The sequence below is a fragment of the Globicatella sanguinis NBRC 15551 genome (assembly GCF_001552295.1).
GTDB classification, from domain to species: domain Bacteria; phylum Bacillota; class Bacilli; order Lactobacillales; family Aerococcaceae; genus Globicatella; species Globicatella sanguinis.
The window spans coordinates 1-13503 of the sequence record NZ_BCQX01000060.1 but is presented as its reverse complement, the minus strand read 5'-3'; the positions used below and the strand labels follow the sequence as shown (position 1 = coordinate 13503).

Here is a 13503-nt window from a genome sequence, read left to right as displayed (position 1 = left end):
TCAAGTTTATGCCCAGCCTCTTACTGCTTGAAACACAAAAACTACAGCCAAATTTTCAGCTGTAGCTTTGTCATTTTATGTATTATTTAGGAGTGATTCTCACTATTATTTCTTCAAGTTGAGGGGACTCAACAGAGAAAACTTCCGTGTTAATCGCTTAATCCTCCTGATACAAACCATAAACCCCATGTACCGGAATAGTTAAATAAACACCTTTATGCGCTTCATTCATTTTCGGTGACGATAAAATATCATGATAAGCTGCTTCAATCTTTTTCGTGGTATCGATAGTAAAGAGAATTTTCTTTTGTGGATTCACTGTAATATTAAAAATCTTCTCCATCATTTCTGGTGAAACCGATCCATGGCCTTTCAAGCTAGTTCCACCATTCATACGATGTTTTTTCATAATCTTAATATACTCTTCTTCTAATTCTTCACTGACAATCGATATTAGAATTTCTTTCTCAGAATCCGTCTTCATCGGTGTTAATGATCGATTTCGTGAAAAGTTATGGATATCAATACTCAACACGGACATTCCTTTTGTTTGAGTACAATGATAGGAATTTTCCATCACCATGAAAACATCTGGCACCTGATCACTTTCAACCACACTTAAAATAACATCTTTTTGTGGCGCAAATACTAATCCCATCATTTGTTGACGTTCAAGGACACTCTCACCTTTTCCAGTAAAAATTGTTGCTCCTGCAGTTGAAACTTGATTAATTTTTTGCACTATCTCTGTGGCACGACCGTGTTTAAAACTTAATACCATTAATTGATAATCCGCTTCTGTTTCATTCCAATCATTATTTTCCAACAAGAAATCACGACTTAATTGGAAACCAGTTTTTAAAACAAAAACAATTCCATGATTTGGTAAATCCATTTTAAAAGTGTTTACCAAGGACTTTAAGGCTGGAATTAACACACTTTCTCTTTCAAAAATCATTACAAAATCACGACGGTCATGACGAATAGATAATAAATTTAATAATGGTGAGCCAATTAGTCCCGTTGCAGGACTAATAACACCTCCATTTAATCCTAGTTTTATCGCTTCATTGACAAAGCGGACACCTTCATTGTGATTCAGAACCGCTATTGCTAATAAAATAGGATCTTCTTTAATCGTTTTAGTCATATATACATTACTCCTCAAATTATTCCTGTTGGTTTTGTTCAATCTTAAGATAAACCCAACCTAATATTTCTATAAATAAAATAGGCACCATGGCCACTACCGCAATCATACCGAAACCATCAATAATGGGATCAGAGACCGGACTAGCAATGGCGATTCCTTGAACATATGCAAAGATAAAGGTACCGGTCATTGGACCACTGGCTACTCCACCGGAATCAAACCCCATCCCCACAAATAATTTTGGCACTTTTTGTGACACCAATATAATAAGTATAAACCCTGGTAATAAGATATGCCATAATCTCATAGAAGGATTTAAAATTCTTAAAACAGTTAAAGCAATCGCAACGCCTACTCCTGACGAAATAAGCACTAGTACTAAATTCTTTGAAATAGAGCCCCCGGTTTCATCTTCGATTTGGTTAATTAAAACATAAATGGCTGGTTCTGCTAATATCGCCATCACACCCAATATAAAGCCAATTAACACTAGAACCCACTGTGCTTGCGATTCATACAAAGCTCCGCCTAAATATTGACTTATAGGCATAAATCCTGCCGAAACACCCGTTAAAAATAGTACGAGACCAAACATTAAATAACCTAATCCAACCATAATATCTTTAAATGTTTGAGGTGTTTGCTTTTCAATAAAATAGTGGTAAATAAGAAAAATAACTAATAAAGGAATAACTCCGACTACAATTTGACCAATACTAGATTTTAAGGATTCCCATACAATTAGGGCAATCGATTGGTCTAATGGTTCTTGTTCAATAAACTGGCCTGCTAAAGATTGTCTCGAAAACAAACCTAAAATCAACATTGCTAAAATCGGTCCAATGGAAGCAATCCCAACTAAACCAAAACTCATATCATCTTGTTCAATTTCTTCATTTGATAATGAAGAAATACCAGCACTTAATGCCAGTACGAAAGGAACCGTTAGCGCACCTGTCGTCGCTCCTGATGAGTCAAAGGCAAAAGTCACCATTGCTTCATCCACAAAAATAGCAAGAACAAAAATAAGTACATAAAAAATCGTCACTATTTTTGAAATATTCCAAGCAAAAACAATTCTAAGCATCCCTAAAGCCAGAAAAAACGCCACACCTAAAGATACGACAACGACGACTAACATCTGACTTAAACTTTGATTGGACATTGTCGCTATTTGATCCCCTAATATTGTCAGAGAAGGTTCAGCAATCGAGACAATAAATCCAATCAAAATTCCACCTGCAACTAATAATTTGATATTTCCTGTTTTAGTTAAACCATGTCCTAAAATATGTCCCATTCTGGAAATACTAATATCAACACCAAGTAAAAATATGGCTAATCCGAACAGCACTAATACGACACCAATAGCAAATAGTGTAAATTGTTTTTGCGTTAATGGGGTTAAAAACAAATGAATAATAACAACTAAAATTGCGATGGGGATTACTGCCATCATAACCTCTTTTAACTTCTGAAGCATTCACATTCCTCCTTTATTAATAAAATTTACTAATAATATTATACCATCAATTTTATTCTATTCAAACAAACGGAAATATGCTTAAATACACCCTGTTACAGATAATAGACTTTAGTTGAGACTAAAAGCTTACATATTTATAACAGCATTTATTGAATCAAATGTACTGCACCTTCATCGGTGTCTATCGTGATGATGCTATACAAATCCCATTCGCGATATATTCTACTCGGTGCTATTCAATTTCAATGAATTGTTCGCTTACGACTTTTCCTAGTTTATTCATCACTTTCAATTGTTGTTCTTTTTGGCCGTCTTGTGATAAGAAAACTAAGATGAAGGCACCATTTGGCGTCTCAATAATGGCCGCATCATTTTGCACACCATAGTCTTCAAAATTTCCTGTTTTTCCATAATAAGTAACGTCACTCGGCAGATTTTGTGCAAGCATTTGTCGATCTGTTTGCTGCTTTAAAATAGCTAACATTTCTTTTGAAGCTGACTTTGATACTAATTTTTCTTGATAAATATCTGCTAATATTCGACCAACATCTTCTACGGTCACATAATTATCTTCCCCGGCTTTTAATGACTCAAGGTCGACCATCAATCGCTTTAATTGGACATCAGAATATCCCAGTTCCACAATTATGCTTTGAACTTTCTCTATACCACCGATTAAATTAATCAGAATATTAGTTGCGGTATTATCACTAACCGTCATCATTTTCTCAGCTAAGGTTAGTAAGGTTAATTCCGTACCATCTTGCATATTTTGAATATCTCCCGTTCCCGAGACCTTATCTTCTGCTTTTAAGGCATATTGTTCTGTTAAATCCATTTCCCCTTTTTCTACTTGCTCAAATAGCGCCGCAAGGACAAAAAGTTTAATGATACTAGCTGATCGCATTGGTTGATTATTTAAGATTAAAGGTTGTGAACTAGTCTTGTGATCAAGCGCTTGGTAATAGAGACTATATTCTCCGTCTAATGAATAAATTAATGGATTAAAAATACCTTCTACTTTAATATTCGGTAACCATTGTTGTTTATTTTTGTTTTCGACAATTTTAGATTTTTCTTCATGCGAGTCCCTAATAGTTGTTTGCGCTGATGTCGTTGTTACAATTGATTCTTCCGATTGAGTAGCTTCTTCCATAGAATGCGTAACCTTCTCTTCTGATCCTGTTAATGCTTCAGACTGGTGACTTTCAACTTGAGACTGAGAATTTTCTGTTTTTTCTGGTTCACTTTCACTCAAGGATGACAAGTTGTCAGACTTTAAGGAGACATAATTAGTTTCTTCTGTATTGCTCGATTTATTAACCACTGATTCACTGATAGAAGTTTGATTCTCTGAAAATAATTGCTTTATAGGATTTTTCCCACTTGAATTCACTACTTGCATCGCCACTAATAGTACCGCAAGGATCAATCCTGTCCCTAATAGAGGACTAAACGACATTCGTAAATGTAACTTTTTTCGATTATGTTCTGATTTTTTATTCTGTTTCATTTTTCAATCCTCCTTGTAATACTATTATAAGTGAATTAAGAAATGGTATTCAATTAGAAACCATTATCTTCACACTATTTTCTTTCACTCATTTTTTATCAGTTGATCGAACAGATTAAATAAGCACGATAGACTGTTAAAAATATAATGCCAAACGTGTTGCCCTAACTCTTTGATAACCAAGGTAATTCGCAATCTTATTTTAACGGCCAGTGCTTCACTGTATCTAATAAACTAAAAAAGAAAGATAGAACAACCATTAAAGTTGCTATCTTTCCTTTGATCTTCAATGCATATTATTGTTTACTTCTTCAATAGAATGCGTCAACGCAAATATTGTCGACTTCAACTAAGCCAAACTCTATTTTGCCTCTATTTGTTTCAAATATTCAGATAACACACCACTGACAAAGCGACGCGATTTTTCATCACTGAATAATTTACTTAAGTCAATTGCCTCATTGACTGCTACTTTAGCTGGTACCGTTTCACGACTCACATACATTAATTCATATAGTGCGACTCTTAAGACTACTAAGTCAATCCGATTTAAACGATCAATTGTCCAATCAGATAAGTATTTTTCAATCGTTTGATCAATCTCATCACGATTTTCTTGGACCCCTTTGATTAACTCAAATAAGTATTGGTCTTCGACTTCGTCAAAGCCTGCTTCTGGATCATTACCAGCTTCCAATGCAAATTCAGTTGCAACTTCTTCAGTTAAATAATCAGGCGCATCTACTAATTGAAATAAAATTTGGACCGCTTTTTCACGGACTTGGCGTCTTTTATTTAACTTATTCGTCAACTGTGTCACCATTTTCTTCATCTAAATGAAATAACTCAGATCCTGTTGGTCCAGCTTCTACTGAAATTACATGGACATTCACTTCGTCAATTACTAAATCCGTCATAAATAAAATTTGTTCTTTAACACTTTCTTGAACATTCATCGCTACATCAGGTACCGAATAACCATATTTTACACGGATATCAATATCGACAGCAATATGATTGTCTTGACGCTTAATCTTCGCCCCTGTTTTTTCAAGTTCTAAACTAAAGAAACTCCCTGAAACATTTTGGAAAGATTGTTTACTAACATAAACACCCGCTACTTTTTTAGTTGCTTGAGCGGCAATAGTTTCCAATACCGATGTTGTAATGTTAATTTCACCCAATTGAGGGGTTCCGTGAGTATTCATTGAAGCATTTTCATGAGTTGTCATATGCTTTCCTCCTCTTTTACTTTCTGCTATCCCCATTTTAACGGATATACCATCGAAATGCTATAAAATTATCAAGTTCTTAGGACTACGATTCAAACCATAGGCTCCATCTTCAGTGATAACCAAGTCATCTTCAATCCGAACACCGCCCAAACCTTCTACGTAAATGCCTGGTTCATTAGTAATCACTTGATTCACTAATAATGGTTGTTCATTACGGAAGTTAATACCTGGTTGTTCATGTACATCAAGACCTAGTCCATGTCCTGTACTATGCCCAAATGCAGGTCCATATCCTTTTTCAGTAATATAATCGCGTGCTACTGCATCTAATTCTTTACCTGTCATCCCCGCTTTAGCTGCTCTATTTACACGTTCATGAGCTTCTAAGACAATATGATAAATTTCTTCCATTTTAGGATCGATATGTCCAACTGCAATCGTTCTCGTCATATCGGAACTATAGCCGTGATAGTAACAACCAAAGTCTAATGTTACCACATCACCCTCTTCAATTACTTTATCACTCGCGACTCCATGTGGCATGGCTGAACGTAATCCACTGGCAACAATCGTATCAAATGACATCGCAGAAGCCCCTTTAGATTTCAAGTATCTCTCCAATTCATTAGCTACTTCAATTTCTGTCACACCTGGTTTGATAAAGGTTAAAATATGCTCGAATGCTTGGTCCGTTATTTCACAAGCTTCTTTAATAATGTTAATCTCATCTTCTGATTTTACTGAACGAATTGTTTCTAATAATAATTCTGTTTCAATCATCTCAGCGTCAAATAAATCTTTTAATTTCAAGTAAGTAGCGACATTCATTTCATCTGCTTCAATAGCAACTGTTTGAATATTTTCTTGTTCGATAATTTCAGCCACGGTATTAAACGCACCGTTTTTATGGATAATAATTTCGAAACCTTTTGCTTGTTCGTTTGCTTGAGTAGTATAACGAAAGTCCGTAATAAAGTATTGGTTGGTAGGAGTAACGAATACTACTCCTGCTGAACCGGTGAAATTAGCTAAATAACGAACGTTTTTTAAATTCGTTACCAGCATACTTTCGGCATTGTATTTCGTTAATTCTTGTCTTAATTGTTCAACTCTAGACATCTGAACACCCCTCTAAATAATTTAATTATATTGTATCAAAGAATTAACTTTTTGTCGCTAATTAGATTATATCAGAATTCCATGACTTTGCTTATTAATAAAAAAAAGTGTGAATGAACAAAGAAATTTCTGTTCATCCACACCAAAAAGTATCGAACTATAAAAAGCTTTATCATTGTCCTATTTTACTAAAAATTTTTAACAGTCTTATCACTTTTTTCGATGATTATACATTATTTAATAATGATATTATGGAGCTATCACTTCTTCCAATATTATCACTTCCGATAGTATTAAAAAGCCTACTTTGTCATTTAATTGTTGTTGTTGATAAAGCTGATGGCCAGCTTTATCATAAACCGTAACTTGTCGACCATCCGCATTGTTTTTGACCTTAACTTGTCCGATATTAAAGTTAAACTGGGTATAAGGCGTTGGTTGAATGTTCAGTTGTCCTTGAAAATTACGTCTCTTGTTAGATTGTTGCTCCCACCCTAGTTCACTCAAAGAATGTAATAGTTCTTGCACTTGGTTTTGAATCGGTGCTTCATCAAATGCTTGGGGTAATTTATTAGATAGCACCACCCCTTCTACTAATAATTCATCTAATCCCCCATCATTTTCTATCTTTTGCATAGCTTGTTCTTCAATATAGATTTGATGAGAAATAATATGGATTTTGGGTAAATCTTGTTCTTCAACTTGAATCATTGTCAATTGTGAATGAAAGTCGGCTTCATCCATAACGATCCCGTGTCTAGGTAATAAATAAGTGGTTTGATGTTCGATGACTTCTTTTAATCGCTGAATTAATTGTTGAATGCCATCCTTTTCTTCCAGTAAAGTATTACTAATCGTCAACATACTTTGTCCTTGATAGTAACGCGCAATATCTCGGTAACGCAATGATTGAATTTGGTTATAGTTCAATAAACTTATATAGGTTAGGTGAGATAAAAACATAAAGACTATCACAATGGGCAACGCCAATGCTTTATTATTCTTCATATTTTACTATTCCGAAAAATTTTTGTTGATTTTGATAGGTGACCATCACTTCAATCCAACTTCCTTTTTGATTTAGTTCCCATGATTGTACTTGATAAGCGTAGGGATGATGTCCTGGCTTTTTATAAATTTTATTGTTTTCTAACACAACCTGATAATAACCAGCCTCATTTTTCATCTTAATCGTATTATGCTTCACCTCTTCCACTTGGTATTGTCGCAACTCTGCTTCCAATAATGATAAAAACTGGTGGCCATCGGCCGATAATTCTTGTGATTGAGCGAAACGAACCCTTTGATAACTGTTCATAATTTGATAGATACCGTGCATCATTAGACTAATCACCATCAAACTAATTAATGCTTCAATCAAAACCATTCCTCGATTATTGCAAATTGAGCAATTGGACTTCATATTGATTGCCTCCGTCAAATACAATTTGATAAAACCCATTATTAGCTTGCCATGTGACTCCTTCTTCATATAAAAGAGTGTAAGCCTCTATGCGCGTATCTAAATCCAACGATGGTTGTTGTTGCGACATTTGGATTAAATCGTCCAATAGTTGCCATTGGTTAGCAACTAACTTTAACTCTTCTAGTCGTTGTAATTCTCTATGATAAGCCGGTAAATACAGCATCAACATTAAACTAAAGATAATAAAAGCAACCATACTTTCAACTAAGGCGAACCCTTGATTATTCTGGTTGTACCACAAATTTACCACTTCCTAATTGAAAGACAATTTTAACATGGGGACCTTCGTCATTATACAATGTAACCGTTCGAAATTGATTTACCCGACCATTTGCTAAATAATCAAAAATAAAAGTTTGATTAAAATACAAAGTTTCAGGTAGTTGCAGGTTGCGATCATTAAAGCGTACCTCTTGTCGAGATTGATCAAAGGTTACCGTATAACGTTTATTATGAAATAAGGCTTTTTGTTGAGTATAATTCAGTTGTGCTACTAATTGATCTACAAACAAACGATTTTCAATTTGATTCGCTATTTGATGATAAGGGATTTTTATAATAATTAAAATTAGAAAACTAATTATTATTAAATGAACCAACATTTCAACTAAAGTAAATCCTCTATTATTGTCCACTATTACTAATAATTGGCACACTGATAGTTGCGTCTGGACTTAGACCCAATAAACGTTCTGCTTCATCGGCTTGTTTTTGCGTCAGATAACCTTCACTAACCAAGAGTGTCAAAGTTGCATCCTCACTCTTTTCAACTAACTGATAAGTATTCACTTGTGTCTCTACAATTTCAGCAATATTCTCAGTTGCTTGAGTCTCAATCCTCTCTTTTTGCCCTGAAACATTTGGAATAATAATCGCCATCAATAATCCAACGATAATTAAGACAATTAACATTTCCAATAACGTAAATCCCCTGCGATTGCTTAAATGTTTTGTAATTTTTCTTTTCATTTTTCCACCTCTTTCTTTTATAAACCTTCCATCGTTAAGATTGGTAACATCATCATCAAATACATTCCCATTACTAATAACGCAATCAAAATAAATAAAATAGGTTGTAAATAATTAATTTTTTTAGCGACATCTTCCATTAATTCGGTCACTAATTTATTTGAAAATAATAGACACTTCGTAGACAGTTGACTGGTCAATTCACCTTGATACACAATCATCCCTAATTCCGGTTGAAATAGTCTTAAAGCGTCTAGGCTTTCACTTAGCGCTTCTCCCTTTTTTAAACTTTCTGTTAAATAGGCCGCCACTTCTGTTAAAAAAGGATCAATCGGATATTGTACAATAAAATCAAAAGTCTGCTGTAAAGAAAACCCGCCTTCTAAAAAATAACCTAAATTTTGGGCTACTTTATATGTACAATAATATCGAATCCATTTATTTAACAGAGGAATTTTTAGTAATAGCTTATAACGATGCATCGCACTTTTTCGGAGTAAATAAACATCAATAAAAAAATATCCCAAAATACTAATAGCAAATAGACTGATTAATATTTGAGGTAAATAAGAAAAGAATAAAACTAATAAACGAATAAGTGGCGTGGTTTGATAAACTTCAACTGAAATAAAACTAAGAATATGGGGAAGTAGAAATATTCTCATGCCTAACAATAACGCAATTAAAAAGACAAACATAACGATCGGATAAGTCAAGGTCTTCACTATTTTTTGACGATAATCAGCTTGAAGCTTTAAAGACTCCGAACATTTTTGTAAAGCCGGATAAAACCGCCCCTGTTTTTGTCCATAAAAAATTTGCGCAACAATATCCAAAGAAAATCCAATTTGTCTAAGGCCTCTTTCTAGTCCTGCACCTTGTTCTAGTGATTGCACTATAATTTTAATCAGCTCTCGATATTGAGGCATCATTAATTCCATAAAGACTAGCGCTTGATTTAACGAAAATCCTTCTGTTAATAATTCAAATAAATTTTGCAAAAAGAGTGCCTGGTCCTTGGATTTCACTTTTTTAGGTAAAGGACGTTTAAACCACTTCAAACTGATGGTAGCTTTTACTGGTGATGTATCCATATGACCATGCCTTTCTTAAATAATCATTAATCTCTGGAAAACTCGCCTCCCCTTGTGATAAAACCTCTTGCAAAGTTGAACCAGCTAAAACTTCAAAAATAGCGGCTCGCCCTCCTAATTTGGGCTTAAGGACAGATGTGCAAGGTACCAATCGTTGGGAAATAACCCCGATTAAAGTTTGACGAATTTGTTCATTACTGACTGATAATTCTTGTAATCGACCAATTACACCTAAAGTATTTTTTGCGTGAATCGTCGCAATCATCAAGTGGCCCGTTAATGCTCCTCTAATTACCATTCTGGCGGTTATCTCATCACGAATTTCACCAATTAACAAAACATCAGGATGATGACGTAAAGAAGCTTTAATTAAGACATCATAATCTATATCCGCTCTTAAATTGACTTCTGTTTGTAAAAAGGTCTCTTCGATAATCTCGACAGGGTCCTCCATGGTAATCACTTGCAGTGGTTCTTCTTTCATTCTCTCACGTAGTAATTGATAAATAGTCGTTGTTTTTCCTGAACCGACAGGCCCAGAAAATAATAACAATCCACTTTTTCTTCTCACTAATTGTCTTAGGTGTGCTAGTTCATTCGGAAAATAAGTCATCAGTGCTTGTTGATGATGCGTTACTTGTCGAATTAAACGAATCACCAGTGATTCCCATAAGTTCACATTGGTGATGGTCGATAAACGCAACTCTACTGCACCACCTGCTACTTGATAATGAATCGAACCAGACTGTGGCTTACGCTTTTCACCTACATCCAAATTAGCTAAAAATTTAAAATAACTAATTAATTTACGACCCCAAGCTTCACTTTCATCTCTTTGAAATACCATTTCACCATTTACTCTAAAATAAATGGCATACACTTGATGTCTTGGCAATATATGAATGTCGGATGTATTTTCAGTTAATGCTTCTTCAATCATTATTTTCGCTTGTTGTTCAATCATTTCTTACCACCTCTTTGACCGGTCATCATTAAATACGCAAAATATTATCAAACACTTTTTAAGTAAGCCTTTTATTAAATTAAAGTTTCTATACTTAATTCACTTAGTATGATAAAATATTGATAGCATAGCCCGTTTAAACAGTTTTTATCCATTAATTACGTGTTCTTATACGATCAATTCGCAATAAAATTTCATTGCAATGCACGTTTTGAAAACTTTTAAACTCAGTAATAAAAATTAAAAGGAGATTCATATGATTTTTAAAGCAACATACCAAGAAACTAAAAACCAAGTTCCATTAAGAGAAAACACTAAATCACTTTATATCGAAGCAGATAATATTGTGGAAGCTCGCGCTAAATTTGATGAGAATACACCATACAATATTGAATATTTACAGGAGTTATCAGAAGCTCATTTAGAATATGAGCGCGAACATAATCCTGATTTCAAAATAATGGAGTTTTAGAATGTCTACGACACTAAAAAATAACGAAACAGGCATTTTTGCTCTAGGTGGATTAGGCGAAGTTGGAAAAAATATGTATGGTGTCCAATTTCAAGATGAGATTATCCTACTAGACTGCGGTGTGATGTTTCCGGAAGATGAATTATTGGGAATTGATTATGTCATTCCTGATTTTCAATATATTTTACAAAATAAACATAAAGTATCGGCATTAATTATTTCCCATGGTCACGAAGACCATATCGGAGGCGTTCCTTATTTATTACAACAAATAAATGTTCCTATTTATGCAGGTAAATTAGCCAGTGCGTTAATCCGTAACAAATTACAAGAACGCGGTTTGTTGAAAGATGCGAATATCACTGAAATTGACGAAAATACCGTTTTACGCTTTAGAAAAACGACCGTTAGTTTTTACCTGACAACCCATAGTATTCCCGAAGCATATGGCGTAGTAGTTAAGACACCTCCTGGCAACATTGTCTTTACAGGGGATTATAAATTTGACTTTACTCCTGTTGGCAAACCAGCCGATTTGCATCGCATGGCTCGCATCGGTGAAGAAGGAGTTTTAGTGTTATTAGGTGATTCCACTAACGCAGAAATCCCAACTTTCACAAAATCAGAAAAAATTGTGGGCCAATCGATTAAAAATATTATCCAAGGAGTTCAAGGACGGGTCATCTTCGCAACCTTTGCTTCAAACGTTTCACGTCTTCAACAAGTTGTCGAAGTTGCCAAAGAAACTAATCGTAAAATCGCAGTCTTTGGACGTAGTATGGAATCGGCAATTAAAACGGGGCGCGAATTAGGCTATATCGAAACGGATGGCCAAGATCTTTTCGTTGATGGTCGTAACATTGATTCTGTAGACGGTAATAGACTAATTATTTTATGTACCGGATCTCAAGGTGAGCCGATGGCCGCTTTAAGTCGTATCGCTAATGGTACACACCGCCAAATTTCCATTCAGCCGGAAGATACGGTAATTTTCTCTAGTTCACCTATTCCAGGCAATACTATCAGTGTCAATCGTGTCATTAACCGTTTAACTGAATTAGGTGCCAATGTGATTCATGGTAAAATTAATAATATTCATACCTCAGGACATGGTGGGCAACAAGAACAATTATTAATGTTACGTCTAATGAAACCTAAATATTTCATGCCTGTCCATGGTGAATATCGCATGCAAAGTATTCAAGCTGAATTAGCACAAGAAACCGGTATTCCAAAAGAAAACTGTTTTATTTTAGCCAATGGTGATATGCTAGCAGTTACTCAAAATAGTGCTCGTGTGGCAGGTAATTTCCAAGCACAAGATGTTTACGTTGATGGTAGTGGTATTGGTGATATCGGAAGTATCGTCTTGCGTGATCGTCGTACTTTATCCGAAGATGGTTTAATCATCGTCACTGCGACAATCGACTATCAAAACCATGCCTTAATTAGTGGTCCAGATATTATGTCTCGTGGCTTTATTTATATGCGTGAATCCATTGATTTAATCAATGAAATGCAAAATCAATTACGTTCAGCCATCAACCGTGGATTAAATGAAAATGGTGCTGTGGTAACTGAAAAAATGATTCGCGATGTGATTTTTGATACAATTTATCCTCTCATTCATGAGAAAACTGAACGTAAACCAATGGTCTTACCAATCTTATTAGATATTAATAAAGGTGTCCGAAAACGTGTAACCCCTAATAATCAATCACCAAATTAATCATTTTACTAACCGTTTTGAAAGATACTTATTAATTAAAATAGAGGCCCCTAAAAGTAGGTACCAAAAATTGATACTACTTTTAAGGGGTTTTTTATATGCACATGAGCGGTAACAGATAACTACCCATGCTTTTTAAGAATCAGTATATCTCCTTTAAAGAGGCTGAGCATCAACTTGATAAACTTAGTCAAGTAAATGCTCGATAATTAACAGCGCAGGGGTTGAGTGGCATCAAACTGCGTCTTAATGACTTGTTTGCGGTCTACTCCCAACTGTGCGG

15 protein-coding genes are annotated in these 13503 nt (G+C 34.7%); 2 read left to right on the top strand and 13 right to left on the bottom strand.

What is annotated here, in order from left to right; translation table 11 throughout:
• Positions 1-157 precede the first annotated feature (157 nt).
• The 13 genes from GSA01S_RS06385 to comGA all read right to left on the bottom strand — a co-directional run bounded on the left by GSA01S_RS06385 (position 158) and on the right by comGA (position 11019).
• The gene (locus GSA01S_RS06385; protein WP_066125936.1) at positions 158-1150 is read right to left on the bottom strand and encodes a hypothetical protein; all 993 of its coding nucleotides are present in this window, start codon (positions 1148-1150) and stop codon (positions 158-160) included.
• 19 nt (positions 1151-1169) lie between these two features.
• Complete coding sequence (locus GSA01S_RS06380) at positions 1170-2636, bottom strand: DUF1538 domain-containing protein (RefSeq protein WP_066125935.1); 1467 nt, start codon at positions 2634-2636, stop codon at positions 1170-1172.
• A gap of 235 nt (positions 2637-2871) precedes the next feature.
• A complete protein-coding gene (locus tag GSA01S_RS06375; protein ID WP_066125933.1) occupies positions 2872-4152 on the bottom strand; it encodes a serine hydrolase in 1281 nt (426 codons plus the stop codon).
• 361 nt (positions 4153-4513) lie between these two features.
• Positions 4514-4984, bottom strand: a complete 471-nt coding sequence (gene nusB, locus GSA01S_RS06370) for a transcription antitermination factor NusB (RefSeq protein WP_245631284.1) — start codon at positions 4982-4984, stop codon at positions 4514-4516.
• Positions 4953-5384: an Asp23/Gls24 family envelope stress response protein gene (locus tag GSA01S_RS06365; RefSeq protein ID WP_066125929.1), complete on the bottom strand. Its 432-nt coding sequence runs from the start codon at positions 5382-5384 to the stop codon at positions 4953-4955. Before GSA01S_RS06365 ends, nusB begins: the two co-directional genes overlap by 32 nt.
• 60 nt (positions 5385-5444) lie before the next feature.
• The gene (locus GSA01S_RS06360; RefSeq protein WP_066125927.1) at positions 5445-6506 is read right to left on the bottom strand and encodes an aminopeptidase P family protein; all 1062 of its coding nucleotides are present in this window, start codon (positions 6504-6506) and stop codon (positions 5445-5447) included.
• Positions 6507-6755: 249 nt separating this feature from the next.
• A complete protein-coding gene (locus GSA01S_RS06355) occupies positions 6756-7514 on the bottom strand; it encodes a hypothetical protein (protein ID WP_066125925.1) in 759 nt (252 codons plus the stop codon).
• The gene (locus GSA01S_RS06350) at positions 7504-7887 is read right to left on the bottom strand and encodes a competence type IV pilus minor pilin ComGF (RefSeq protein ID WP_169792682.1); all 384 of its coding nucleotides are present in this window, start codon (positions 7885-7887) and stop codon (positions 7504-7506) included. The genes GSA01S_RS06355 and GSA01S_RS06350 overlap by 11 nt, the downstream gene beginning before the upstream one ends.
• Before the next feature lie 13 nt (positions 7888-7900).
• The gene (locus GSA01S_RS06345) at positions 7901-8233 is read right to left on the bottom strand and encodes a type II secretion system protein (protein WP_066125921.1); all 333 of its coding nucleotides are present in this window, start codon (positions 8231-8233) and stop codon (positions 7901-7903) included.
• Complete coding sequence (gene comGD, locus GSA01S_RS06340; RefSeq protein WP_169792681.1) at positions 8214-8627, bottom strand: competence type IV pilus minor pilin ComGD; 414 nt, start codon at positions 8625-8627, stop codon at positions 8214-8216. Before comGD ends, GSA01S_RS06345 begins: the two co-directional genes overlap by 20 nt.
• Positions 8617-8961, bottom strand: a complete 345-nt coding sequence (gene comGC, locus GSA01S_RS06335; protein WP_157064784.1) for a competence type IV pilus major pilin ComGC — start codon at positions 8959-8961, stop codon at positions 8617-8619. The genes comGD and comGC overlap by 11 nt, the downstream gene beginning before the upstream one ends.
• A 17-nt stretch (positions 8962-8978) precedes the next feature.
• A complete protein-coding gene (gene comGB, locus GSA01S_RS06330; RefSeq protein ID WP_066125915.1) occupies positions 8979-10055 on the bottom strand; it encodes a competence type IV pilus assembly protein ComGB in 1077 nt (358 codons plus the stop codon).
• Positions 10009-11019: a competence type IV pilus ATPase ComGA gene (gene comGA, locus GSA01S_RS06325; RefSeq protein ID WP_066125913.1), complete on the bottom strand. Its 1011-nt coding sequence runs from the start codon at positions 11017-11019 to the stop codon at positions 10009-10011. Before comGA ends, comGB begins: the two co-directional genes overlap by 47 nt.
• Before the next feature lie 256 nt (positions 11020-11275).
• Between comGA and GSA01S_RS06320 the strand changes: the two genes are divergently transcribed.
• Together GSA01S_RS06320 and rnjA are read left to right on the top strand one after the other, a co-directional pair.
• On the top strand, positions 11276-11491 hold the full coding sequence (locus GSA01S_RS06320; protein WP_066125911.1) for a DNA-directed RNA polymerase subunit epsilon: 216 nt from the start codon (positions 11276-11278) through the stop codon (positions 11489-11491).
• Between the two features lies 1 nt (position 11492).
• Positions 11493-13220: a ribonuclease J1 gene (rnjA, locus tag GSA01S_RS06315; RefSeq protein ID WP_066125910.1), complete on the top strand. Its 1728-nt coding sequence runs from the start codon at positions 11493-11495 to the stop codon at positions 13218-13220.
• Positions 13221-13503: the final 283 nt, after the last annotated feature.

Coding starts and splice junctions, on each gene's coding strand:
- comGB (WP_066125915.1), bottom strand. CDS start 10,055: ATGGATACATCACCAGTAAAAGCTACCATCAGTTTGAAGTGGTTTAAA.
- GSA01S_RS06365 (WP_066125929.1), bottom strand. CDS start 5,384: ATGACAACTCATGAAAATGCTTCAATGAATACTCACGGAACCCCTCAA.
- rnjA (WP_066125910.1), top strand. CDS start 11,493: ATGTCTACGACACTAAAAAATAACGAAACAGGCATTTTTGCTCTAGGT.
- GSA01S_RS06375 (WP_066125933.1), bottom strand. CDS start 4,152: ATGAAACAGAATAAAAAATCAGAACATAATCGAAAAAAGTTACATTTA.
- GSA01S_RS06380 (WP_066125935.1), bottom strand. CDS start 2,636: ATGCTTCAGAAGTTAAAAGAGGTTATGATGGCAGTAATCCCCATCGCA.
- GSA01S_RS06360 (WP_066125927.1), bottom strand. CDS start 6,506: ATGTCTAGAGTTGAACAATTAAGACAAGAATTAACGAAATACAATGCC.
- GSA01S_RS06355 (WP_066125925.1), bottom strand. CDS start 7,514: ATGAAGAATAATAAAGCATTGGCGTTGCCCATTGTGATAGTCTTTATG.
- GSA01S_RS06320 (WP_066125911.1), top strand. CDS start 11,276: ATGATTTTTAAAGCAACATACCAAGAAACTAAAAACCAAGTTCCATTA.
- comGA (WP_066125913.1), bottom strand. CDS start 11,019: ATGATTGAACAACAAGCGAAAATAATGATTGAAGAAGCATTAACTGAA.
- comGC (WP_157064784.1), bottom strand. CDS start 8,961: ATGAAAAGAAAAATTACAAAACATTTAAGCAATCGCAGGGGATTTACG.
- GSA01S_RS06385 (WP_066125936.1), bottom strand. CDS start 1,150: ATGACTAAAACGATTAAAGAAGATCCTATTTTATTAGCAATAGCGGTT.
- nusB (WP_245631284.1), bottom strand. CDS start 4,984: ATGAAGAAAATGGTGACACAGTTGACGAATAAGTTAAATAAAAGACGC.